Raw genomic sequence first — 21,732 nt, 5'->3', positions numbered from 1 at the left:
ATGCTGCTCAAGGATAAGAAGGCCCTGATCTTCGGCGTGGTCAACGACCGGTCCATCGCCTACGGCATTGCCCGGCAGTTCAAGGAACACGGCGCGCGGCTGGCGTTCAGCTACGCCGCCGACCCCATAGAGCGCCGCCTTGCCCCTATCAGCGAGGAGCTGAACGGCGAGTTCATGTTCAAATGCGACGTCACCTCGGACCAGGAGATCGCGACCGGCGCGGACCTGGTGCGCGAGAAATGGGGCAACGTGGACATCCTCGTCCACTCCATCGCCTATGCCAACCGCGACGACCTCAAGGGACGGTTCATCGACACCAGCCGCGAGGGGTACAAGGTCGCCCTGGACGTTTCCTCCTACTCCCTGGTCGCCCTGTGCCGCGCCTTCGAACCGCTCTTCTCGCCCGGCTCCTCCGTCCTGACCCTCAGCTACTACGGGGCGGGCAAGGTCGTGGCCAACTACAACGCCATGGGCGTGGCCAAGGCCGCCCTGGAGGCGTGCGTGCGCTACCTGTCCGTGGACCTGGGCGAAAACGGCATCCGCATCAACGCCATCTCCGCCGGGCCGGTCAAGACCATGGCCGCCTCCGGCATCTCCGGGTTCAAGACCATACTCGGCCGCATCGAGGAAAAAGCGCCCCTGCACAGAAACATCACCATCGACGACGTGGGCAAATGCGCCCTCTACCTCGCCTCCGACCTCTCCACCGGCACCACCGGAGACGTCGTCTTCGTGGACTCCGGCTATAACATCATGGGCGTGTAGGAGGAGAAGAATGCCTCCGGCGGCCAGAGGGGGAAACTTTGATGCTGGCCGTCCATGGCCCGCACCCCTTCGGGGTCGCGCCCCAAAGAGGGCGCGGTCCAAATCCGCTGTCCTGCGGATTTGTCGAGAAAGTTTCCCCCTCTGGACTCCCCCTTCAAAGCTTTTTATCGCTCGCTTCGCTCGGGTTCGTCGGGAGCGGGAGGGGAGTGGTTTGTCTGGTGATTGGGGGTGGATTGTGTGGGTTGTTGAAGGAGGGGACGGCGGACCGGGCGACGGACAGGGAAAAGAGTCTGAGCGGCGTGTCGGGACTTTGGGTGAAGAGAGTTGTTTATTCCTGTCAGCCCAACCTCGCGAAGCGACCCAAAAAGTTTTGGAAGGGAGAGGGGATGGGGGTCCGGGGGAAGGGGAGAGGGAAACCTTTTCCAAAAGGTTTCCCTCTCCCCTTCCCCCGGCCGCCGGAGGCGCCTCCCGCGCAAAAAATAAACAACAGCCGGGTTCCGGGACGAATCCTGGGGAACCCGGCTGTTGCCGGAGAGGACCTCAAAAGGTCATATATGGGCCGGCGTTCTAAGCGGGGGGAGCCGGCCTGAAAAGAGTTAGACGAGTTGGCTGATGCCCATGCTGACGACCATGGACACGGAAACCCAGAGCATCACCTTGACGATGCCGAGCGGGCTGTTGGCGGTCCTGCGCACGGATTCGTCCCAGGGCATGCCGGTGGAGTCTTCGGGGTACACCAGGTACAGCCAGCCGTTGTAGTTCTTCTTCATCCTGTCCTCCTCGGGTGGAAGCCGTTGATCGGGCAATGTCTGGCTCCCTCCTATGCAAAGGGCGCGGGCCGGTCCAATAATGATGCGTGACGGCGGACATAAGGAAATCTGATGGATCGCGTCAGGCCAACTGGCCGAGCCCGAGCCCGAGGAGGATGGAGATGCTCAGCCAGAAGAGGGCCTTGGCGGCTTGCCTCAGGCAGGGGGCGGCGGGCCGGCCCCAAGGAGCGCCGGTTTCCTCGGGGTTGAGGAGATAGCGCCAAAAGCTGCATGGGTGCATGATCGGCTCCTTTGGTCCTGCGGTTTTCTGATCGATACCGGGACAAATGCGCTGAAATGCGGCGCGCGGTCCAATTGGAAGGGGCGAGGCCCGGTATAAGGAATAGCGATTGCTCCTTTGGTGGCGGGCGAGTATGAAGGGGGCATGGAACTCTATCAGCTCAGGACGTTCGTGGCCGTGGCCGAGGAAGGGAACTTCACCCGTGCGGGCAAGCGCGTGCACGCCACCCAGCCCGCGGTCTCGGCGCACATCAAGGCGCTGGAGGAGGAGCTGGGGGTCCGGCTGTTCGACCGCGCGTCTCGCGGCGTGGAGCTGACCCCGGCGGGGGCCGAGCTGGTCCAGGACGCCATCGAGGTCCTGGCCTCGGCCAACACCCTCAAGGCGCGGGCCGTGACGCTCGGCGGCGAGGTGGCGGGCCAGGTGGCGCTGGGGCTGTGCACGGACCCCGCGTTCCTGAAGGCCACGAGCCTCATCGACCTGTTGAGCGAGCGGTTCCCCAAGCTGAATCTGAAGCTCATCCAGTCCCCCTCCGGGGTGATCCTGAGCGAGATCCGGGCCAGGAACCTGGACGCGGGCTTCGTGTTCGCGGGCAACCCGTACCGCGACCTGGAGGCCATCAAGCTGGCCGAGCCGACCTATTCGATCATGGGCGCGGCGGCCTGGGGCGAGGCGCTGGCCAAGGCCGACGCGGCGGCGCTCTCGGCCTACACCTGGGTCATGCCCGCGAGCCACAGCCCGTTCCGGGAGTTGCAGCTGGAGCTGTTCAACCGGTTCGGCATCGTCCCGGCGCGGACCATCGGCGCGGACTCCGAGGAGGTCATCCGGCCGCTGGTGGTGGAGGGCAAGGCGTTGGCCCTGGTCCGCGAGGACGAGGTGGCGGCCATGCTCGCGTCAGGCCAGGCCGCGGAGTGCGTCCTGGTGGGGCGGCATCCGGTGGAAGTGAATTTCGTGTACCGCAAGGGTGACGGCGACCTGCCGTCCATGGGCGCGCTCATCGAGCTGGTGCGGCGCACCTGGGAGGGATGATGGAACTGTATCAGCTCAGGACGTTCGTGGCCGTGGCCGAGGAGGGCAACCTGACCAAGGCCGCCGAGCGCATTTTCGCCAGCCAGCCCGCGGTGAGCGGGCACGTCAAGGCTTTGGAGGAGGAGCTGGGGCTGCCCCTGTTCGTGCGCACCCCGCGCGGCATGCAGCTGACCGAGGCGGGCGCCGGGCTGAAGCTCAAGGCGGACTCGGTGCTGCTGGCGGCCTCGGACATGGCCAACCTGGCGGCCTCCTACCGCGAGGAGCTGACCGGATCGCTGACCATCGCCCTGAATACGGACACCGCGTTCCTGCGCGTGGCCGAGCTGTCGGCGGCCATGGCCGCGAGCCATCCCAAGCTCCGGCTCAAGTTCCAGCAGGGCAACTCCGGGTCCATCCTGCGCGACGTGCGCGACCGGCGCATCGACGCGGGGTTCTCGTTCTTCGACAATCCCTATCCCGAGGTCCTGGGCATTCCGCTGAAGGAGATTCCGGTGCGGGTGGTGGCCCCGGCGGCGTGGTCCGCGCGGGTGCAGGGCATGGCGCTCGACCAGTTGGCGGCCCTGCCGTGGGTCCGGCCGGACCGGGAGTGCCCGTTCATGAAGGTCCTGGACGGCGTGTTCGAGGGGTCGGGCATCGAGATCACCGACTATATCGAGGCGGACTCCGAGGACGTGATCCGCGAGCTGGTGGCCGCGGGCAAGGGCGTGTCCCTGCTCAAGGAGACCGATGCGGACGCCATGGTCCGGGACGGGGTCGCCGTGATCTGCGAGACCGGGCCGCTGCTCTCCCTGAACATCACCTTCGCCCATCCCAAGAGCCGGGAGAACGACCCGTCCATCCGCGCCCTGGCGGACGTGGTCCGCTCCCTGTGGCCGGAAGAGGGTTGCTGATCCCTATTCCAGTTCCCAGCACCGCTTGACGTGTTCGATGACCGCCCGCATGACCGGGTCCTCGTCGTGCCGCTTGAGATAGACGAAGTTGGCCTGAATGGACAGTTCGTCGAAGGACAGGGCGTGCACGGGCTGGCCGATGCGGTTGGCGGCCAGGACCTCGTTCCGGCGCAGGAACGAGACCCCTTTTCCGGCGGCCACGAGCACGCGGATGACCTCGTCGCCGTCCACCTCCAGCTGGTTCGAGGGCTTGATCCCGTGTGACTTGAAGAACGGCTCGATGAGCTTTTGCAGCGGGTTGTCCGACGGGTCCATGATCCAGGGCAGGTCGGCCAGGGCCACCAGCCCCTGCTCCATCTTGTCCTTCCAGATGTCCGGCACGGCGACAAAAAAGCGGGTGTCTTCCAGGTGGATGGCGTTCAGCTCGGAGTGGCGCGGCTCGCCGAAGATGAACCCGCAGTCCAGCTCGCCCGCGCGGATCGCGCCCTGTACCGAGGTCGAGGCGCGCTGCTGTATCTGGAGCGTGATCTTGGGATGGTCCGCGGCCAGGGCGGTCAGCAGGGGCACGATGCGCAGGTATTCCGCATCGGTGTTCAGCCCGAGCGACAGGTCGCCCACCAGCTCGTCGCCCATGTTCCGCGCCTCCAGCCGCAGCTCGTGCGCGGCCCGGAGCACGTTTTCGGCCTTGGTTTTGAGCCGCTCGCCCGCCTCGGTCAGGCGCATCCCCTTGGGCGTGCGGATGAAGAGCATGGTCTCCAGCTCCTCCTCCAGCGCCTTGATGTGCGCGGAAACCGAGGGCTGGCTGGTGTGCAGCCGTACCGAGGCGCGGGTCAGATGGCCTTCCTCGGCCACCACCACAAAGGTCTTCAACTGGTAGAGTTCCATGCGCGATCACCCTCCCTGATCTTGGGTATAATCATATCTGATTAAGATTGGAATTGTCATCAGAAATACTGAACAACTGCATCAAACAAAACAATTGGATTGATTACGGCACCATCCGTAATTGTGCAGTCATGGGAATCCGCCCAGATGGTGACAAGTGAAAGGAGCAGGAAGATGAGCATGGATAACGATACCCGACTGGCCATGATGCATATGCGCAATGACGCCAACCGCACCGATGCCGCCCGTCCGCGCCGCAACAACCGCGCGCGCATCCGCACGGTCTCCTCGACCGTGGCCGCCTTCGCCCTGACGCTGTTCACGCGCGGGTTCTAGATTTCGGGAGCCGCAAGGTTCCCAGTCACCATGCGGGTATGAGCCGCTCTTGCCGGGATTGTCATCCTTTCCCCCGGCAAGAGCGGCTCTTTTTTTCGGCTTTGGATAGCGGGCCATCCGCACATTTCTTCAAGGGGGATTTGATCCTCACGTAGAAGGCTACGCTGCGGTCAAATCCCCCTTGAAGAAATGCACGGCTGACCCACTCTCCAAAGCCTCACGGGAGTTGGGTGCGTGGGGGTGCCTTGTCCGGATGGACGTGCGGGGGCGAGAGCCGCTGTTTGGGGCTTTGCCCCAAAAACGCTCCATAGAAGAATTAGTGCTGTAAACTGCCCCGCCGAAGGCGGCTATAAAAAGTTTCGGAGGGGAGATGGGGTTGGGGGGTCCAGGGGGGAAGGGGAAGAGGGGAAGCCCTTTACAAAGGGTTCCCCTCTTCCCCTTCCCCCCTGGCCGCCGGAGGCGCGCCTTACTTTATGGCCACCCAGCTGGAGATGATGGAGACGAGGGTGACCGATCCGGCCAGGATCAGGACCTGTTCGATGGGGATGAACTGGATCTGGATCATGAAGGGTGGGAAGTTGAGGGCTTCTTCGATGAAGGAGTGGACGATAGCCAGCAGGCCGATGCCCAGGCCGGAGCCGATGAGGCCCTGGAACAGGCCGCCGGTGAGCAGGGGCCAGCGGATGTAGGCGGGGCTGGCCCCGACCAGGGAGAGGATTTCGACCTCGTCCATGCGGGTCAGGAGCGAGAGCTTGATGGTATTGTGGACCACCAGGGCGACCACCAGGCCGAGGAAGCCGATGATCGGCCAGACCACGAGCTGGGCCAGGGTGCGCCAGCCTTGGGCCAGGTCCGCCTGGAACGGGGCGTAGTTGACCTTGTCCACGCCGGGCAGGGACTTGAGGTCCGTGAGCAGCCGGGTGGCCCATCCCTCCTGCTGGGCCTCGGGCGGCACGGCAAAGAAGGCCAGGCCGGAGTAGGGCAGCGGGTTGTTGTCCGCGAGCCAGGAGAAATCGCCGGTCTCGCCGAGGGTGGAGGCCAGCTCGGTCAGGGCGTTGTCCGGGGTGAAGGTCTTGAAGGACCGGAGATGGTCGAGCTTGCGCACGGCGTCCCAGTCCTTGACCACCTGGTCCGCATCGGCGGTGGCCTTCCAGTAGATCTGGAATTCCACCTGGCCGCGCGTCTTGAGCAGCTCCAGGTTGACGTTGTGCATGGCCAGGAGGATGAGGCCCGTGAGCAGGGTGACCATGCCCACGGCGAGCAGGGTGAGCAGCTGGGCGAAGGGGTGCAGCCGAAGGTCGGCCACGCCGCGCAGGGTGAGGCGCAGGAACTGGCCGATCACAGGGAGACCTCCCCGAATTCGGCGTCGTCAGGGGTGTCCGGCGGGGAGTCGCCGTTTTCGGTGATCCGTCCGTCCTGAAGGTGCAGGATGCGCGCGTTGGGCACGCACTCGAGGACCTCGGTGGAGTGGGTGGCCATGATGACCGAGGTGCCGTAGGTATGGAACTGCTTGAAGATTTCCATCAGGTGCAGGGTCAGGTCCACATCCAGGTTGCCGGTGGGCTCGTCGGCCAGGATGAGTTCCGGGTTGGCGACCATTGACCGGGCGATGGCCACGCGCTGCTGTTCGCCGCCGGACAGCCGCCGGCATTGGGAATAGCTCTTGGTCTCCAGGCCGAGGGCGCGGATGATGGCGCGCACGCGGCGTTCCAGGTGGGTGCGGTCCATGCCGCGCACCTCCAGCGCCATGGCCACGTTGTCGAAGACCGTGCGTTCCGGGAGGATCTTGAAGTCCTGGAAGACCACGCCGACCTTGCGGCGCAGCCGGGGGATGTCGCGGCGGCGCAGGTTGTTGAGCTGGAATCCGGCCACGCTGGCCCTTCCCCGGTTCACGGGGAGTGCGCCGTAGAGCAGCCGCAGGAGGGTGGTCTTGCCCGCCCCGGAGTGGCCGGTGAGGAAGAGGAACTCCCCCCGGTCCAGGGTGAAGGAGATGTCCTTCAGCGCCCAATAGGCGCCGAAGTTGTAGGACAGATGTTCGACATTGACCATCATGCCGTCCTGTGTACCTTTCCTGTCCCGCTTTGTACAGGGCGCACGGGCGGAAAGAACAACGCCGCCCCGTTCCGGCGAGGAGCGGGGCGGCGCGGAAAAGGGCGGTGGACGGGGCTAGGCGTCGACTTTCTTGTACGCCTTGGCGGCCGCGCCGCAGATGGGGCACTTGTCGTGGGGCTCGCCGTCCTGGGTGTGGCCGCACACGGAACAGATGTAGAACTCGGCGTCGGCGAAGACGTCGGACTCGGCCTCCAGGGCCTCGGTGTACAGGGCGGCGTGGATCTTCTCGGCCTCGTTGGCGAAACCGAAGTAGCGCAGGATGGCGTTCTCGCCCTCGGCCTTGGCGTCCTCCATCATCTCCGGATACATCTTCTCGAACTCGTAGGTCTCGCCGGAGATGGCGGCCTTGAGGTTCTCCTCGGTGGTGCCGACGCCCTTCATCAGCCGCAGGTGGGCGTGGGCGTGGATGGTCTCGGCGGCGGCGGCGGCGCGGAACAGCTTGGCCACGCCCGGTTTGCCGTCGGCCTCGGCCTTGTCGGCAAAGGCGAGATATTTGCGGTTGGCTTGGGATTCCCCGGCAAAGGCGGCCTTGAGGTTGTCCATGGTCTTGGTCATCGGTCTTCTCCTTATGGTTTGGTTTTCATTCGGCTCGCGGGCCGATCGTGTACAGTCGCTATTTAGTAATGATTCCTAAAAAGAATTGCAAGCACAAAGTGTACATTAAGGGCGTACCCTTTTGAAACGCCGGTTGGCAACGGTTTTCGGGGCGGGCGGAAACGGCGGAACGGAGTCGGTCAGGAGGCGGGAGTGAGGAGTACGGCCTCCGACACCCTGTTGCAGGCGTCGGCGTCGGGAACGAACCCGGTCTCACCCAGAGAGACCACCGGACGCATGCCGATGAGGGAGTTGAGGATGTAGGCGTGGCGGAAGTCGGGCAGCTCGTCCTGGGGAATGCGCAAGGGCAGGATGTCGAGGACCCGGCGGGCGATGTCCAGGGCGATGGACGGCTGCCGGTAGGGGGAGTCCACGCAGGCGAAGACGCCCTGCTTTTCGAAGACGAGCGCGCCGCGCGTGGCCTCCAGGAGGTTGTCCTCCATGTCGAAGAGGGCCGCGTCGTCGAAGCCGCGGGCGCGGGCCCGCTGCCGGGCCAGATGGTGGAACAGCCCGTTGGCGGTCCGGTGTCCGGCCAGGGCCGAAAGGTGGCGCTCCTCGCAGAAACACAGCCGGTAGGCCTTGTACGGCTTGGGCTCATGGGGCCGGGCGGTGACCACAGGGGTGGCCGTGCCGGAGTCCAGGGGATAGAGGATGTCCACGCGCGCGGGTTGGCCGCGCAGCCCGTTGCGGTCGAGAAGTTCGGTGACCACGTCATGGAAATCCACGGTTTCGTACGGCACGCCGTAGGAGCGTAGGGCGTGCAGCAGCCGGTCCAGATGGAGGTCCAGGTGGCACAGCTCCCAGCCGTTGTGGTACAGGATCTCGCCGAACCCGGCCCCGTGGAGCAGGGCGGGCGAGGTCGCGCCCAGCCGGACGCCGTCCCGCGCATAGGTTCCCTTTTGGTAGTGGATCATTGCATCCCCCGATCTGCGGCGGTCCGGTCCCGCTCCCCTTTGTCGGGTCCGGGCCGGAGGGCCGTCAGGCCTTGTCCTTCACCTGGCGGAAGAATTCCTGGAGGAACTGGGGCGAGGTCCGGCTGCCGTTCAGGTCGAGGTGTTCGAGGAGCACCACGAGATTGCCGCGCGGGGTGGTGGTGGAAACGAAGTGCAGGGCGTGGGAGTTGCCGTCCGGGGCGTCCATGGTGAAGACCCAGGCATCCTCCTGTCGCGTCCAGAAGGTGCGCACCGAGCCGGTCTCCTCGGCATCGCGGGTGAGGATGGCGACGAACCCGGACAGGGCCAGCCTGCCGGGCACGCCGAGAAACTCGCCCTGGTCGTTGCGGATGACGATGGGGGTGTTCAGGAAGGCGTCGGACGGGTGTTCCATGGACGGCCCGGCGTTGTCCTGCTCCAGGGCGTAGGAATCGACCCCGCCGTCCTCTCCGCGCACGTTGACGATCTTGCGGGCGCGCACCCGCTGTTCCGGCGCGGGGGTCGGCGCGACCGCCGGTTCGGCGACGGGTTCGGCCTCGGGCGCGGGACCCGCCTGGTCCCGGTCCAGCAGCCGGGCGAAGAGCGCCTTGTTTTCGGTCTCGATCTCCACCAGCTTCTCCAGGGCAGCCTCGACCTTGCGCAGCCGCTGCTCGGACCGGGCCTGGGCCGTGGCCAGCCCTGCCATGCCCTGCATCATCTGCCCGGCGGTGGCGAAGAACTTCTCCAGATAGTCGGCGGAGACCCCGGCGGGAGCGGAGGCGGGCTGGGCGGCCGCACCCTGGGCGGGGGCGGACCTGCGGCGCGCGGAAGGCTCTTCCTTAAAGTTTTCCTTTAAGACCTTGTAGGTCTCGTTCACGGACATGCCCTTGGCGAAGCAGTCGCGGATCTTGAGGCAGACCTGGCCCGCTTCGGGCTTGAAGCGGATGGGCTTGCCCTTGGTCATCACCGGTATGAAGCCGGGAAACTTGCGCCGGTAGCTCTTGATGGTGGTCTCGGAGACTCCGCAGAGTCCGGCCAGGTCCTTATGCGTATAGGTATCTGCCATGGTAGCTGTTCATCCTGGGGTTGACGAGGGCGGTGGAGCGGGTGGCCAGGTTCAGCCGCCGGGGGCGGCGATTGAGCCTGCTGTCCCAGATGCAGGAAACCGCCTTCGGGCGCGGTGCGTTGTTACGGGTGAGGGTGTTCGTTTTGCCAAGCCTGACAACCACTTTGCGGGGTACGGAGCCAAACGAGAGTCGGATCACCTTTCCTCCTTGCGCGGAATCGTCACCAATCGTCACCCTTGAAAAATAATACAATACAAAGAACGAAACTTACCGATCTACTATCTAGAAAAGCTCTAGACGTCAAGGGAGGCGGCCGTGATTTCCCGGCCCGTCGCACGCAGTCGCGGGGCGGGGCCGTTGCGCTATTTGAAGGTGATGATGGCGATCTCGTTTTTGGGGATCTCGACCGGGACCACGTCGTACCGGGTGTTGAGGGTCTTGAAGGCGTACATGCCTGGCTTGTCCGTGCCCAGGTACAGGGCGGCGTCCTCGAACGACCATTCCTTGCCCTTCTTGTTGGTGACGACGAAGGTGCGCGGGTCCTTGAAGACGATGGAGCTCCACTTCTGGAGGTCGCGGAAGCGGGTCAGGCTGACCACGGTGGAGGAGCGGCCGTTGAGCTTGCCGGAGATGTACAGGTAGTAGTCTCCCAGCTTGATCAGCTCGGTCAGCTCCATGGTGCTGCCGTTGGTCAGTTGCACGGTCCCCGCGGGCCCTTCCGGGACGACGTCCCTGACGGTATTGGTGGACACGGGGCCATTGCTCGCCTTCGCCGGGGGGGCCTCGGCGGACGCGGTGTCCGGGGCTTCGGCCTGGGGCGCTTCGGGAACGGGCTGTTGGACGCCCTCGTCCTTGGCGGAGCAGGCGACCAGGGTCAGCACGAGCATCAGGGCAAGCAATAAGTTCCGCATGAATCCTCCATGGGTTGTCGTGGCGGTCTGGTTTTAACAGGTAACGGACCGGGAATCCAGGGTTGGTTGCGCCGCTCCAACGGCCGGAACATATGCCGACGTTATAAATCGCAACTGGGGGTAAAACAAATTTATTACGTGATTACGGGATATTGAATTGATTAAGGGGGCTATCCTTCGGGCAATGCCCCGTATACCGGCCTTGCTTCGCTTGGGAGCTGTGCTAGCTTCGCGCCATGATAGCAGCCAGAAAGCATGCCTGGGAGTTGCTCCTGTATTGCGCCATATTGGTTCTCGGAACCGGGCTGTTCATCCACATGGACGCCTACGAGTCCTTTATGGTCTTCTCCAGGAGCCACGAGGGGTGGGAGTTGGACGAGATGGCCATGATGCTGCCCGCCGTCCTCATCTGCCTCGTCATCTTCTCCCTGAACCGGATGCGTGAGCTGCGCCGCCGGGCAAGGCTGCTGGAGGAGTCCCGCCGCCAGCTGGCCGTGGTCCACGAGGAGCTGCGCGCCCTCGCCGACTCCAAGGAAGAGTTTCTGACCACCGCCTGCCACGAGTTGAAGAGCCCGCTGGTGGGCATCGTGGACGCCCTGCAACTCATAGAGCTGACCCGGGACCCGGTGGAACGGCAGGAGCTCGTCGGGCTGGCCGAGGCCTCGGCCAGGCGGCTGGGCGTGCTGGTGGAGAATGTCCTCGAATATTCCCGCCAGGACTCCCTGGGTCCTGCCCGCAATCGTTTTTCCCCCGAAGCGCTCCTGGAGTCCGTCCGGGAGATCGCCGCGCCCCTGACCCTGAACCAGGGCGTGGCCCTTTGCGTGGACCTGGACCGGGACGTGCCCGGGGCCGTGCTGGGGGCCGAAAACGCCCTGCGGCTCATTGCCCTCAACCTGGTGGGCAACGCCATGAAGCACACCGAGGCCGGAGAGGTCCGGGTAGGGCTGGAGTACCGGACAGAACCCGAGGCGCTGGTCCTGACCGTGGCGGACTCGGGCAGCGGCATAGCCGCCGAGGACCTGCCCACCATCTTCGAACCCTTCCGCCAGGGGGCCTACGGCAACCCGCCCAAGGTCTCCGGGCTCGGCATCGGGCTGTCCATCGTCAAGCGCAGCGTGGAGTTCAACCGGGGGACCATCTCGGTGGAGAGCTCGCTCGGCAGGGGGTCGCGGTTTATCGTGACCCTCCCGGTGGAATCCCTGCCCCAGGAATAAGGGTATCCGATCAATGAAGAGGCCCCCCGCACGCCATGCGTGCGGGGGGCCCTTTTTCGTCCGCGTCCCGCTAATAGCGGTCCAGGCACTGGCCGTCGTCCAGCTGGAAATGGCTGATGGCCTGGTGCAGGCTCCTGGAGCTTTCGGACAGGGCGGAAGCGGCTCCGGACACCACCTGGGCGGTGGAGGCGTTGGCCTGGACCACTGATTCCGATTCCTGGATGGCCTTGGACACCTGCTCGATGCCCAGGTTCTGTTCGTTGGAGGCCGCCGATATCTCCTGGATCAGTTCGGCGGTGCTCTTGATGTCCGGGACCATGCGCTTGAGCAGCTCCCCGGCCTCCTCGGCCACGGCCACGCTGCTGGAGGACAGTTCGCTGATGCCCGCCGCCGCGGTGCCGCTGCGTTCGGCCAGCTTGCGCACCTCGGCCGCGACAACGGCAAAGCCCTTGCCCGCCTCGCCCGCGCGGGCGGCCTCGATGGCCGCGTTCAGGGCCAGCAGGTTGGTCTGCCGGGCGATCTCCTCGATAATCCCGATCTCGTCGGCGATTCTCTTCATGGCCGAAACGGTCCGGTCCACGGCCTGTCCGCCGGTCTCGGCGTCCCTGGCCGCCTTGGTCGCGAGGGTCTCGGTGCGGTGGGCGATGTCGGCCGTATGCCGGGTGCTGCCGGACATCTCCTCCAGGCTGGCGGCCACTTCCTCGATGCCCGCGGCCTGGCGCGAAGCGCCTTCGGACAGGGAATTGCTCGCGTCCGAGAGCTCCTGGCAGCCGTCGGCCACGTCGCCGGAGATGGTCTGGATCTGTTGGATGGTATCGGAGAGGTGGGCGTTCATGTCGGTCATGGCCGAGAGGATGACGCCCATCTCGTCGGAGCGGGTCTCGCAGGCCACGCTCTTGAGGTCGCCCTGGGCGATGCGCGAGGCCATGTCGGCGCACTTGGCGATGGGCGCCTTGATGGAGCGCTGGACCACCCAGAAGATGATCAAGAGGGGGACCACGACCACCAGGAGGAGGCCCAGGCCGACCATCCAGACCACGGTGGAGATGAGGGCCTGCTGGTCGGAGATGTCCATGGACAGGACGATGGTGCCGATGGCGTCGCCCTTGTAGTCCTTGACCGGGAAGGCGGCCAGGCCGTTGTGGCCCAGGACCTCGATGATCTCGCCCTGCATGCCCGCGGTCAGCAGCTCGCCGCCGGCCAGCTCGCGCAGGTCGGCGTTGTCCTGGCCGAAGATGAGCACGTACTTGCCGTCCCTGACCGGGTTCTTGGCCGGGTCGCGCAGCTGGGTGGTCACCGGCAGCAGCCCTGCGTCCATGTACAGGAGCGCCTGGAGGTTGCTCGTGGTCTCCATGGTCTTGAGGATGGAATCGAACCCCTGGAGCACCTCCACCGAGCCGAGGTGGGTGCCGTCGGGCGCGGTCACCGGGGCCAGCCCGCGGATGGTGAACCCGCCCCGGCCCGGCTCGATGCCCAGCACGGGCTTGCGGTTCCTGTTCACGTCGATGACCGTGTTGCGGAATCCGGAGAGATCGTCGGAAACGTCCACCCACTTGCCGTCGCGCTTGGCCTGCTTGTCGCGCCAGGCCCGCAGCAGGCTGCGCGCGGTGGGCAGGTGGAAATGGACCTGGAATTTCTGCCCCAGGTTATCCTTGTACCCCTTGAGTACCGGGGCCAGGGATGCGCGGAGCTGGTCCCTCGCCTCCTGGAGCCGGGGGTCGGCCTCGTCCTCCATGTTGCCCTCGTTGGCCGTGGCGTATGCCTCGATCACGGCGGGCATGCGGCTGAACAGCGCGGCCTGTTGCAGCGCGCCGGAGGACATCTGCGAGATGGATTCGCGGAGGTCCTCGATCTTGCCCTGCATGATCAGGGAGACAAAGGATTGCTCCAGTTTGGTGAACTGGGAATTGAGGCTGAGATATCCGCCGACGAGCATGACCAGGGCCATGGCCAGCAGGGGAAGAAAGAGCTTAGAGCGGATGCCCATTGGTCACTCCTTTGGTAATATACTGAGCATTATGGCTCAGAGTAGTCTTGTTTCTCCCCTCCTGTTGCGCAATTATTATTCGTCTTCCCGTATGCACGCCTTGTTCGGGATGCCCCGCCGGGCGGCCGAGGGGTTATCTCTGGCTCCGCACCCGTTCCTGTTCGCTCATGACGTAGGACTTCAGCTGGCGGGACATGTCCCCGTATATCCTGATTGCGTCGAAATCGATCGGTATGTCCACGAATTGGAGCAGCACGCGGTCCTGTCCGCCGTGGACGTGCGGCATGACCCCGGCGAGGAAGAAGCCCATTTTCTCGCATCGGTCCACCAGAAAAGGGGAGGCGGGCACGTCGGCGGGCAGGAAGAGATAGACGGCATCCTTTCGCTCCGCTCGGCACTGCTGCAATCCTTCCGACACCTCCCTCTCGGAGTCCTTGCCGATGGCGTGCACGACGATGAAGGCGACATTCAGTTCGTCCGGCAGGGGGAACACGCTGACCGAGGATTCGCCCTCGGGAGCCCGCGTCTCGGAGTGGCCGAACTCCCGCGGGACGTCCATCCACCGGTATATGTCTTCGGCCATGGCCCTGTGGCGTTCGGGGATGAAGATCGTTTTGGGCGAACGGTCAATGGCGAAGTAGTGGTTCATCACCGACCCTTTTTCCTGCTTCGATGTCGCCAGTTCCCGCGCCTGCATGCCCGAAGCGGCGATGCCCAGCATGAGGCAGCAGGGTCTTGACCCCATTTCCTGCATGGCTTTTTGCGAGAACGTGTGCGTGGTCACGGAGCAGTCGAAAATGCCCCGGTCCCCTTCGGCAATGGCCCTGTCGTACAGGAACCGGGCCATTTTCAGGGGCAGGCCGGGGGAGCGGTAGGCCGGATCGACGAACGCCAGTCCCAGTTCGGGGACCTTGACCGAGGGGTCGTGGTACTTGAAGCCCTCGTGGCCGATCAGGGCGCCGCTCTCCGGGTCGACGGCGATGACGGATTTGAATTCGCCGCTCTCGACCTTGCGGGTGAGCGCCTCAAGGTCGTAGAGGAGCTCCTCCTGGGTGAAGCCGTAGCACCGCCAGGCGAGGCGGCAGACTTCGGACAGGTCCTCGACCCGGGCCAGCCGGATCTCCGGATCGGCGACCGTGGGCCGTTTCTCCCTGCGCCTGATCGGCCTGGTGCCCAGCAGATCGGCGGGGATGGCTCCATAGCGCAGTTTTTTCGTCAGGCGGACCTCCTTCCCTTGCCGCCCGTGGACGAAGAGTTCCACCGAATCCATGGCGTTGAGCATGAGCAGCGACCCCAGGCCCGGCTTGTTGGCGCTCTCCAGGTCGCCGGGCGTGAAGCGTTCCGCCCGGCTCTGGTCGAAGGGTATCCCTTTCTCCCGGATGGAGACGACCAGGCTGTCCCCCTCCACGTAAAATTCGAGATGCACCTGTTCGTCGTCGGGGGAACCGGAGAAATGGTCGACGGCGTTGCTGAATGCTTCGTCCACGGCCAGTTTGACGGCAAAGGTCTCCTTGCTGTCGAAGGAGAGCGTCCGGGCCACCTGGTTCGCGCATTCAACGGCGGTTCGGACCATGAGCTTGCGAACCGGGAGACTCAGTTTGGCGAGGAAGATTCGGACGGGGGTTTCTGCTGGATGATGCATGTCATTGGGGGTTGGAGTTTCTGAGCAGGCCCATCAGGCCGGCGGAAAGGAACAGGGCTGCAACGCAACCGGCCAGAATCGGCGTGACGCCGAGTCCTGCGGCCAGGGCCAGGCCGCACGCCGCAGGGCCGAGGAAGAATCCCGCATCGACCATTTCGAGCATGAGGTTGGTATTCAGGCCGCGATACTGCGGTTGGGAGATGGTGAACATCAGGCCGTTCATGAGCGGAGTGGCCGAGCCCACCCCCGCCCCGTAGACGATGGCCGCGGCGTAAAAAACGGCCAGGGAGTTCATGGCGGCGAGCATCAGGACGCCTGCGGCGAACAGGAGCAGGCTGACGGCGGCCAGGATTCCCTTGTCCAACTTGTCGAAGAGAGGGCCGAGAAAGAATCGGACGGCAATCATCACCGCTGTCGCACAGGTGAAGAAGAGGCCGGGGTCGCCAAGGCCGGACATGGCGCAGAAGGTCTTGAGAAAGAAGAACATCGAAGAAAAGACGCAGAAGACCAGTCCGTTGGCTGCCAGCAACATGAGGACTTTCGGCTGCCGGAGGTTGATCCACAGGCTCCCTTTGGGCATGGCCCCCCCGCTTTCGGGCAGCCTGGACCGGGCTGAACGCACCCGCCTCGAAAGCGGCAGGAGCAGGCAGGCCGGGGGGATCATCAGCAGTGCCGTATAGGTATAGACCCTGCCGATCGGCACGCCGGACAGCCCATGCTCCAGCACGTAGGGAATCACCGCGTAGGGAAACAGGGTCATGATGGTGATGATGCCGAAACCCTGGCCGCTCTTCTCCGGCGGCATGAAGACCATGAGCAGGGTCACCGAAGCCGACATCATGGTGACGTACGCCGCGCCGTGCAGCATCCGCAGCAGCAGCATGGGAACCAGGGAGACGACGTGCGCATAGAGCAGCAGTGAGACCACCGTCAGCATCAGGCCGACGCCGATGGCCCCGGCGGCGTTGTCGGCCGAAAGCCGGGCGCTGATGACGGGCCGGATGACCAGGGCGCTGGCCGAGAAAGCGCCGATGAGCACGCCGTACCATTGGGAGGGGATGGGCAGCTGCGAGAGGAAACCGTAGAAATTGAAAAAGACCGCCAGGTTGCTGAAAGCGAACAGGACGAGGAGGTTGAGTGCAATGAAGCCGAAATTGCAGAGTGAGCGTGAGGTGGTCATGGTTTATGGCTCGGATACTCCATGCGGAGGAAAGCCACAATAGCGGTTTGGAGGTTTTACTCAATCTGTGCCAAAAGAAGTGAAACGAAATGGGTGTTTACAGGGCAATGCATATCCGTGTATAGCTGTCGATATTTGCTTCCCGAACCGTCAAGCAGGACTGAAGAACCATGATCGCCAACATCGCCTGCGCCGCCCTCATGGGCATCGACGCCTTCAAGGTAGAGCTCGAAGTGGACCTGTCCCGCTCGGGCATGCCCGCGTTCACCATGGTCGGCCTGGCAGAGGGCGCGGTGCGCGAGTCCAAGGAGCGCGTCTTCGCGGCCCTCAAGAACTGCGGGTTCAAGGTGCCGCCCGCGCGGATCACCGTGAACCTCGCCCCGGCGGACGTGCGCAAGGAGGGCAGCGGCTACGACCTGCCCCTGGCCGTGGGCATCCTCGCCGCCATGGGCGTGATCCCGCCCGAGAACGTGGACGGCTGGTTCATGGCGGGCGAGCTTTCCCTGTCCGGGGACCTCAAGGCCGTGCCCGGCGTGCTGCCCCTGTCTCTGGCCGCGCGGCGCGACGGCGGCAGGGGGATCATCGTCCCCCGGGCCAACGGGCGCGAGGGCGCGGTGGCCGGGGACCTGACCGTCATCGGCGCGGACAGCCTCTCGAATGTGGTGCGCATGCTGCTGGGCGAGGAGGAGATCGAGCCCGCCAGCGTGGACATCGACACCCTGTGGAACGAGCGGACCACCCACCTGTGCGACTTCGGCGAGGTCAAGGGCCAGGAGCACGCCAAGCGGGCCGTGGAGATCGCGGCGGCGGGCGGCCACAACCTGCTGTTCATCGGCCCTCCGGGCTCGGGCAAGACCATGCTCGCCAAGCGCATCCCCACGGTCCTGCCGCCCCTCTCCTTTGACGAGGCCCTGGAGGTGACCAAGATCTATTCCGTGGCCGGACTGCTCCCCGCTGACCAGGCCCTGATGGTCACCCGGCCCTTCCGCACCCCGCACCACACCATCTCGGACGTGGGGCTGGTGGGCGGCGGGCGCTATCCGCAGCCCGGGGAGACCTCCCTGGCCCACCGGGGCGTGCTCTTCCTGGACGAGATGCCGGAGTTCAAGAAGGCCGTGCTGGAGGTCCTGCGCCAGCCCCTGGAGGACGGCGAGGTGTCCATCTCCCGGTCGCTCATGACCCTGCGCTATCCGGCGGACGTCATGCTCGTGGCCGCCATGAACCCCTGCCCGTGCGGCTATCTGTCGGACGCCACCCACCCGTGCACCTGCTCTCCGCTGGCCGTGCAGCGCTACCGGGGGCGCATCTCCGGGCCGCTGCTGGACCGGATCGACCTGCACGTGGACGTGCCCGCCGTGCCCTACGAGGACCTGCGCCAGGCGCGCAGCGAGATCGACTCCGCGTCCATGCGCGGCCGCATCCTCGCGGCCCGGAAGGTCCAGGCCGAACGGTACGCGGGCCGCCATTTCTCCCTCAACGCCGAGCTGGACGGCTCCGCCCTGGAGGAATTCTGCGCGCTGGGCAGGGGCGAGCACGACTTCCTGCGCCGGGCCGTGGAGAAGCTGGGGCTGTCCGCCCGGGCCTATACCCGCGTCCTGCGCATCAGCCGGACCATCGCCGACCTGGCCGGGGCGGCGACCATCGGCCCGGACCATCTGGCCGAGGCCATCAACTACCGGTCCATGGACAGGGAAGGGTGACCCCCGACACGGTGCCTACTCCTCAACGTCTTGCTCATATTGAAGAATATCGCCCGGTTGGCAATCCAGATGGCTGCATATGGCATTCAAGGTGGAGAAGCGGACAGCCTTTGCCTTGCCCGTCTTGAGAATGGAAAGGTTCTGTTGCGTTATCCCGATGGCTTCAGCCAATTCCTTGGAGCTGACCTTCCGTTTCGCAAGCATCATGTCGAGATTGATGAGTATCGCCATGGCTGTCCTTAAACGGTGAGGCTTTGTTCTTCCTGGATTTTGCGGCCTTCATCCATGATCCTGGAGATAAGGATGATCATGAGCCCCACGACAATAAGGGAAACATTGGCGTCGTCGAAACCCACGGAGAGCATCCTCTGCCCTTCGGGATTGCGGATGGTCAGCAAGAGCGTCTGCACTGTTTCCTCCACGACGAACAGGAATTGCTGGGCAATGAGTCCGTAGGCGATCGAGCGGTAGCAGGACACGTTTTCCTTTCCGAAGAACACGCCGCGACCGTACAGGCCGAACAGCCGGGAAAGGGCCAGATATACATACATGATCGCCGTGCCGGGAAGCATCGCCACGCCGAAACAGGCAATGCGCTGCCAGGTGTCGATATCGGGAACGGTGCCGTTTTCCGATAGGATGCTCAGCGTCTTGAAGCCCAGCCACCCCGTGCTGTCGGTGGGGTCGAAAGACATCCAGAAGACGAACAGTATGACAGGGTGGATATAAAAGAGGGCTCGAAAGAGAATGGCAAAACGCCTGCTCGGCTTCGTTATTGTGTCCATGGATGGCTCCTTATTGTTTGACGATGATTAATCATTGTTAAACGATAATTGTTGGGCCTGTCAATGAGGGGGAAATACAAAAAGAGGCCTGATCCGCAATCCGTTTCGCATGCAAAAGGGGCCGGCGCGTCATTGCGCCGGCCCCTTTGGTTTCGTGTGTGGTCCGTTCTACTCCAACCCCATGCCGGGATGATGGGCCGGGTAGTCCATGGATTCGCGGTGGCAGACCGTGCAGTTGCCGTTGGCCCCCAGGGGCTGGGCCTGGTCCATGTACTGGAGCGGCATGACGTTGTCCCTGGCGGTGGCCGGGTAGATGGCGTGGGGCGAGCCGTGGCACGCACCGCAGTGCATGGCGTCCATGTCGTCGCGGCGGGCCGCGAAGAGCTGGTCCGGTCCCTCGGTCCAGGCGTTGAACGCGGAGTCCGTCTCGGGCGGCGAGAAGTCCACGTGGCAGGTCAGGCAGTCGGGCTCGTTGAGCCACGGCCGGCGAGGATTGATGGCCTCCTTGTTGGTCATGGTCCTGGGCGTCAGCCGGGCCAGGATGCGGCCCGCGCCGGGAACGCCCCGGATCACTTCGGCCTTGAGCAGGGAGATGGCCAGGTCCTCGATCATGCCGTGGCAGTCGGTGCACACGAAGCCGACCGCCTCGTGCTGGCCGCGCAGGGTGGAGTTGGGGTGGCACTTCAGGCAGGACCCCTCGGCCTCGCGGCCTTCCATGTAGATGGCGTGCACGCCGTGGATGGCGGCGGACAGGTTGGGCTTGTCCGCGTTGCCCTCGGCGTTCTGGATCGGGTCGTCGTGGCAGGCCGTGCATTCCACCACGCCCTGGGTCTGGGCGAGCCTGGTGGAGTTCATGCGGTCGTGGGTGGCCAGGATGTTTTCCACCGTTGCCGTGGCGATGCCGGAACCGTCGCGGTCCCAGTCGCCGCTGTGGCAGTTGCGGCAGCCCATCTGGTCCGAGGTGGGCGCGGCGAGCTTGGCCGTGGCCAGCACGTTGCCGTCCGCGTCCTTGGCGGTCAGGGTGACGATGGGCAGGGGGTTGTACCCCTCCGTGGAATAGGGCGGGATGGCGACCTGGGCCTCGAACCGGCCCGCGTCGTCCCTGTAGGCCAGCTCCCCGGTCAGGTTCGGGTCCTCCTGGTCGGATTCGATGGCGTAGCCGATGGTCACGTCGTCGGCGACCCGCTCGGGCGAGGGATCGCGCCGCACCAGCTGGGCGCGGATGACGTTCATGGGCGGCAGCAGGGTCCACTTGTCGTTTTGGGAGAAGAAGCCCATGCCGCGCGAGCACCAGGCCACCAGGGTGTACTCGGAGGTCTCGGTGTCAAACGGCGCGGGCGCGGTCTCGGCCATCTCCGGGGCGGCGCCCGCGGTCACCGGGGCGTGGCCGTTCAGGTCCTCGGCGATGTACCGGGCCAGGGCCATGCGCTCCTCGGGGGTACCGATGAAGGGCGGCATGTAGCGGTTCAGCTTGCCCATGCCGGTCAGGAAGGCGTCCATGCCCCCCACGTCATATTGCGCGGTGCGCTTGGTGATTTCGTTCATGGGGCCGTGGATGGAGTGGCAGGCCGAGCATTCGAGCTGGAACAGGAACGCGCCCGCGGTCTTGACGTTGTCCTCGGTGATGCCGTTTCTGACCTCGGGCGGGGCCCACTTGGCCGAGGCCAGGACGCCGTTCTGGTTGAGCACCGGCACCTGCGCCTTGACGATGGACGAGGAGTAGACCGTGTCCCAGATGAGGTACGGCTTGCGCCCGGCCTCGCGGATGAACTCGAAGGAGCCGAACAGCCCCTGGCCCACCACCAGGACCACCAGGGCGAGGACAAAGGACATGCGCCGGGGCGTCTTCACGGCCAGCAGCAGGCCGCCCACCAGGGTGGCGATGCCGAAGATCCAGAAGTACTGCATGAAGTTGAGGACCCGGATGGACTTGAGCACGATCATCTCGTGCTGCTCGGGCGGCATGGCCGCCACATACCACCAGCCGGACAGGAACACGGCCAGCACGCCGAGCACGGTCCAGGCCGAGCAGGTGCGGACCGTGGACAGCCGCGTCTTCTCGTCCTCGATGCGCGTGGCCGTGACGAACCCGAACAGCCCGGCGCAGACCGCCGAGAAGAAGGTCCGGAAGACCAGCGAGGGCCAGAACGACGGGTTGAAGAAGCCGTCCCAGAAGCTGCGGGTCTCCAGCCATTGGCCGGGGGTCAGCATGAAGCCGATGATCCCGTTGATCAGGAACAGGGACAGCCAGCCGAACAGGAAGTAGAGCCAGCCCACGATCATGTGGTCCCGGCGCTCCATGGAGTCCCAGGTGTAGTAGTAGATGATCAGGGCCACGATCTCGCCCAGGAAGCAGACCCACTCCGCGGCCCAGCCGAACACGAACTGATGGATGAGGGTGATGGTCGCCTGGGGCGCGAGCAGGGCCACGGTCAGCCAGATGGCCACGCCGGACACGCCGCCGAAGGCCATGGTCAGGAGCAGGAAGAACCGGGAGTGCTTGCGCGCGTACTTGAGCAGATGCGGGTTGCCGGACTTGTAGGCCGCCCGCTCGGTGAGCACCAGGAACAGGCCGCCGCCCACGGCGAAGTGGGCCACGTAGACGTGGAGGGTGGCGATGAGCGCGATCCAGAAGCCGCCGCCGAGGGTGGTCAGTTGCCAGATGGGATAATCCATG

At 64.9% G+C, this 21,732-nt stretch carries 20 protein-coding genes; 6 read left to right on the top strand and 14 right to left on the bottom strand.

What is annotated here, in order from left to right:
* Nucleotides 1–765 (top strand): enoyl-ACP reductase FabI, encoded by a 765-nt coding sequence (locus AWY79_RS02725; protein ID WP_066799924.1) that lies wholly within the window; start codon nucleotides 1–3, stop codon nucleotides 763–765.
* A gap of 596 nt (nucleotides 766–1,361) precedes the next feature.
* Here the strand turns inward: AWY79_RS02725 and AWY79_RS18935 are convergent.
* Nucleotides 1,362–1,535, bottom strand: a complete 174-nt coding sequence (locus AWY79_RS18935; protein WP_158509841.1) for a hypothetical protein — start codon at nucleotides 1,533–1,535, stop codon at nucleotides 1,362–1,364.
* A 424-nt stretch (nucleotides 1,536–1,959) separates the two neighbouring features.
* On the opposite strand from AWY79_RS18935, the gene AWY79_RS02720 reads away from it, so the two are divergent.
* Both AWY79_RS02720 and AWY79_RS02715 read left to right on the top strand, forming a co-directional pair.
* On the top strand, nucleotides 1,960–2,841 hold the full coding sequence (locus AWY79_RS02720) for a LysR family transcriptional regulator (RefSeq protein WP_066806936.1): 882 nt from the start codon (nucleotides 1,960–1,962) through the stop codon (nucleotides 2,839–2,841).
* On the top strand, nucleotides 2,841–3,731 hold the full coding sequence (locus AWY79_RS02715) for a LysR family transcriptional regulator (protein WP_066799921.1): 891 nt from the start codon (nucleotides 2,841–2,843) through the stop codon (nucleotides 3,729–3,731). The genes AWY79_RS02720 and AWY79_RS02715 overlap by 1 nt, the downstream gene beginning before the upstream one ends.
* A 3-nt stretch (nucleotides 3,732–3,734) precedes the next feature.
* On the opposite strand, the gene AWY79_RS02710 is transcribed toward AWY79_RS02715, so the two are convergent.
* Nucleotides 3,735–4,616, bottom strand: a complete 882-nt coding sequence (locus AWY79_RS02710; protein WP_066799918.1) for a LysR family transcriptional regulator — start codon at nucleotides 4,614–4,616, stop codon at nucleotides 3,735–3,737.
* A 180-nt stretch (nucleotides 4,617–4,796) separates the two neighbouring features.
* On the opposite strand from AWY79_RS02710, the gene AWY79_RS18930 reads away from it, so the two are divergent.
* The gene (locus AWY79_RS18930; protein ID WP_158509840.1) at nucleotides 4,797–4,952 is read left to right on the top strand and encodes a hypothetical protein; all 156 of its coding nucleotides are present in this window, start codon (nucleotides 4,797–4,799) and stop codon (nucleotides 4,950–4,952) included.
* A 466-nt stretch (nucleotides 4,953–5,418) separates the two neighbouring features.
* On the opposite strand, the gene AWY79_RS02705 is transcribed toward AWY79_RS18930, so the two are convergent.
* From AWY79_RS02705 to AWY79_RS02680, 6 genes are all read right to left on the bottom strand, one after another.
* A complete protein-coding gene (locus tag AWY79_RS02705) occupies nucleotides 5,419–6,294 on the bottom strand; it encodes a cell division protein FtsX (RefSeq protein WP_066799916.1) in 876 nt (291 codons plus the stop codon).
* Nucleotides 6,291–7,001 (bottom strand): cell division ATP-binding protein FtsE, encoded by a 711-nt coding sequence (gene ftsE / locus AWY79_RS02700; protein ID WP_066806934.1) that lies wholly within the window; start codon nucleotides 6,999–7,001, stop codon nucleotides 6,291–6,293. The genes AWY79_RS02705 and ftsE overlap by 4 nt, the downstream gene beginning before the upstream one ends.
* A gap of 117 nt (nucleotides 7,002–7,118) precedes the next feature.
* On the bottom strand, nucleotides 7,119–7,619 hold the full coding sequence (locus AWY79_RS02695; protein WP_066799913.1) for a rubrerythrin family protein: 501 nt from the start codon (nucleotides 7,617–7,619) through the stop codon (nucleotides 7,119–7,121).
* Between the two features lie 179 nt (nucleotides 7,620–7,798).
* The gene (locus AWY79_RS02690; protein ID WP_066799910.1) at nucleotides 7,799–8,572 is read right to left on the bottom strand and encodes an aminotransferase class IV; all 774 of its coding nucleotides are present in this window, start codon (nucleotides 8,570–8,572) and stop codon (nucleotides 7,799–7,801) included.
* Nucleotides 8,573–8,636: 64 nt separating this feature from the next.
* A complete protein-coding gene (locus AWY79_RS02685; RefSeq protein WP_066799908.1) occupies nucleotides 8,637–9,635 on the bottom strand; it encodes a helix-turn-helix domain-containing protein in 999 nt (332 codons plus the stop codon).
* Between the two features lie 363 nt (nucleotides 9,636–9,998).
* A complete protein-coding gene (locus AWY79_RS02680; protein ID WP_133987366.1) occupies nucleotides 9,999–10,547 on the bottom strand; it encodes a hypothetical protein in 549 nt (182 codons plus the stop codon).
* Between the two features lie 236 nt (nucleotides 10,548–10,783).
* On the opposite strand from AWY79_RS02680, the gene AWY79_RS02675 reads away from it, so the two are divergent.
* Nucleotides 10,784–11,761 carry a sensor histidine kinase gene (locus AWY79_RS02675; protein ID WP_078063588.1) on the top strand — a complete coding sequence of 326 codons (978 nt, stop codon included), beginning with the start codon at nucleotides 10,784–10,786 and terminating at the stop codon, nucleotides 11,759–11,761.
* Between the two features lie 70 nt (nucleotides 11,762–11,831).
* Here AWY79_RS02675 and AWY79_RS02670 read toward each other — a convergent pair whose 3' ends face one another.
* From AWY79_RS02670 to AWY79_RS02660, 3 genes are all read right to left on the bottom strand, one after another.
* Nucleotides 11,832–13,748: a methyl-accepting chemotaxis protein gene (locus AWY79_RS02670; RefSeq protein ID WP_066799894.1), complete on the bottom strand. Its 1,917-nt coding sequence runs from the start codon at nucleotides 13,746–13,748 to the stop codon at nucleotides 11,832–11,834.
* Between the two features lie 133 nt (nucleotides 13,749–13,881).
* Nucleotides 13,882–15,390, bottom strand: coding sequence for an ATP-binding protein (locus AWY79_RS02665; RefSeq protein ID WP_078063587.1), 1,509 nt, complete (start codon nucleotides 15,388–15,390; stop codon nucleotides 13,882–13,884).
* Between the two features lies 1 nt (nucleotide 15,391).
* The gene (locus AWY79_RS02660) at nucleotides 15,392–16,570 is read right to left on the bottom strand and encodes an MFS transporter (RefSeq protein WP_066799889.1); all 1,179 of its coding nucleotides are present in this window, start codon (nucleotides 16,568–16,570) and stop codon (nucleotides 15,392–15,394) included.
* Nucleotides 16,571–16,740: 170 nt separating this feature from the next.
* Here AWY79_RS02660 and AWY79_RS02655 point away from each other — a divergent pair, with 170 nt between their 5' ends.
* On the top strand, nucleotides 16,741–18,270 hold the full coding sequence (locus AWY79_RS02655) for a YifB family Mg chelatase-like AAA ATPase (protein WP_066799887.1): 1,530 nt from the start codon (nucleotides 16,741–16,743) through the stop codon (nucleotides 18,268–18,270).
* 15 nt (nucleotides 18,271–18,285) lie between these two features.
* On the opposite strand, the gene AWY79_RS02650 is transcribed toward AWY79_RS02655, so the two are convergent.
* From AWY79_RS02650 to AWY79_RS02640, 3 genes are all read right to left on the bottom strand, one after another.
* A complete protein-coding gene (locus tag AWY79_RS02650; RefSeq protein WP_066799884.1) occupies nucleotides 18,286–18,501 on the bottom strand; it encodes a helix-turn-helix domain-containing protein in 216 nt (71 codons plus the stop codon).
* Between the two features lie 8 nt (nucleotides 18,502–18,509).
* Entirely contained in the window at nucleotides 18,510–19,055 is a 546-nt protein-coding gene (locus AWY79_RS02645) for a DUF2975 domain-containing protein (protein ID WP_066799882.1), read from the bottom strand.
* Nucleotides 19,056–19,223: 168 nt separating this feature from the next.
* Nucleotides 19,224–21,731 carry a cytochrome ubiquinol oxidase subunit I gene (locus AWY79_RS02640; protein ID WP_066799879.1) on the bottom strand — a complete coding sequence of 836 codons (2,508 nt, stop codon included), beginning with the start codon at nucleotides 21,729–21,731 and terminating at the stop codon, nucleotides 19,224–19,226.
* Nucleotide 21,732 lies beyond the last annotated feature (1 nt).

It is taken from the genome of Pseudodesulfovibrio indicus, from assembly GCF_001563225.1.
GTDB classification, from domain to species: domain Bacteria; phylum Desulfobacterota; class Desulfovibrionia; order Desulfovibrionales; family Desulfovibrionaceae; genus Pseudodesulfovibrio; species Pseudodesulfovibrio indicus.
Note: the sequence above shows the minus strand (reverse complement) of the source record. Positions and strands in the feature narration are given on the sequence as shown.

Bases quoted from the DNA above. Each gene is read 5' to 3' on its own strand.
- AWY79_RS02725 (WP_066799924.1), top strand. From the start codon at position 1: ATGCTGCTCAAGGATAAGAAGGCCCTGATCTTCGGCGTGGTCAACGAC.
- AWY79_RS18935 (WP_158509841.1), bottom strand. From the start codon at position 1,535: ATGAAGAAGAACTACAACGGCTGGCTGTACCTGGTGTACCCCGAAGAC.
- AWY79_RS02720 (WP_066806936.1), top strand. From the start codon at position 1,960: ATGGAACTCTATCAGCTCAGGACGTTCGTGGCCGTGGCCGAGGAAGGG.
- AWY79_RS02715 (WP_066799921.1), top strand. From the start codon at position 2,841: ATGGAACTGTATCAGCTCAGGACGTTCGTGGCCGTGGCCGAGGAGGGC.
- AWY79_RS02710 (WP_066799918.1), bottom strand. From the start codon at position 4,616: ATGGAACTCTACCAGTTGAAGACCTTTGTGGTGGTGGCCGAGGAAGGC.
- AWY79_RS18930 (WP_158509840.1), top strand. From the start codon at position 4,797: ATGGATAACGATACCCGACTGGCCATGATGCATATGCGCAATGACGCC.
- ftsE (WP_066806934.1), bottom strand. From the start codon at position 7,001: ATGGTCAATGTCGAACATCTGTCCTACAACTTCGGCGCCTATTGGGCG.
- AWY79_RS02695 (WP_066799913.1), bottom strand. From the start codon at position 7,619: ATGACCAAGACCATGGACAACCTCAAGGCCGCCTTTGCCGGGGAATCC.
- AWY79_RS02690 (WP_066799910.1), bottom strand. From the start codon at position 8,572: ATGATCCACTACCAAAAGGGAACCTATGCGCGGGACGGCGTCCGGCTG.
- AWY79_RS02685 (WP_066799908.1), bottom strand. From the start codon at position 9,635: ATGGCAGATACCTATACGCATAAGGACCTGGCCGGACTCTGCGGAGTC.
- AWY79_RS02680 (WP_133987366.1), bottom strand. From the start codon at position 10,547: ATGCGGAACTTATTGCTTGCCCTGATGCTCGTGCTGACCCTGGTCGCC.
- AWY79_RS02675 (WP_078063588.1), top strand. From the start codon at position 10,784: ATGATAGCAGCCAGAAAGCATGCCTGGGAGTTGCTCCTGTATTGCGCC.
- AWY79_RS02670 (WP_066799894.1), bottom strand. From the start codon at position 13,748: ATGGGCATCCGCTCTAAGCTCTTTCTTCCCCTGCTGGCCATGGCCCTG.
- AWY79_RS02665 (WP_078063587.1), bottom strand. From the start codon at position 15,390: ATGCATCATCCAGCAGAAACCCCCGTCCGAATCTTCCTCGCCAAACTG.
- AWY79_RS02660 (WP_066799889.1), bottom strand. From the start codon at position 16,570: ATGACCACCTCACGCTCACTCTGCAATTTCGGCTTCATTGCACTCAAC.
- AWY79_RS02655 (WP_066799887.1), top strand. From the start codon at position 16,741: ATGATCGCCAACATCGCCTGCGCCGCCCTCATGGGCATCGACGCCTTC.
- AWY79_RS02650 (WP_066799884.1), bottom strand. From the start codon at position 18,501: ATGGCGATACTCATCAATCTCGACATGATGCTTGCGAAACGGAAGGTC.
- AWY79_RS02645 (WP_066799882.1), bottom strand. From the start codon at position 19,055: ATGGACACAATAACGAAGCCGAGCAGGCGTTTTGCCATTCTCTTTCGA.
- AWY79_RS02640 (WP_066799879.1), bottom strand. From the start codon at position 21,731: ATGGATTATCCCATCTGGCAACTGACCACCCTCGGCGGCGGCTTCTGG.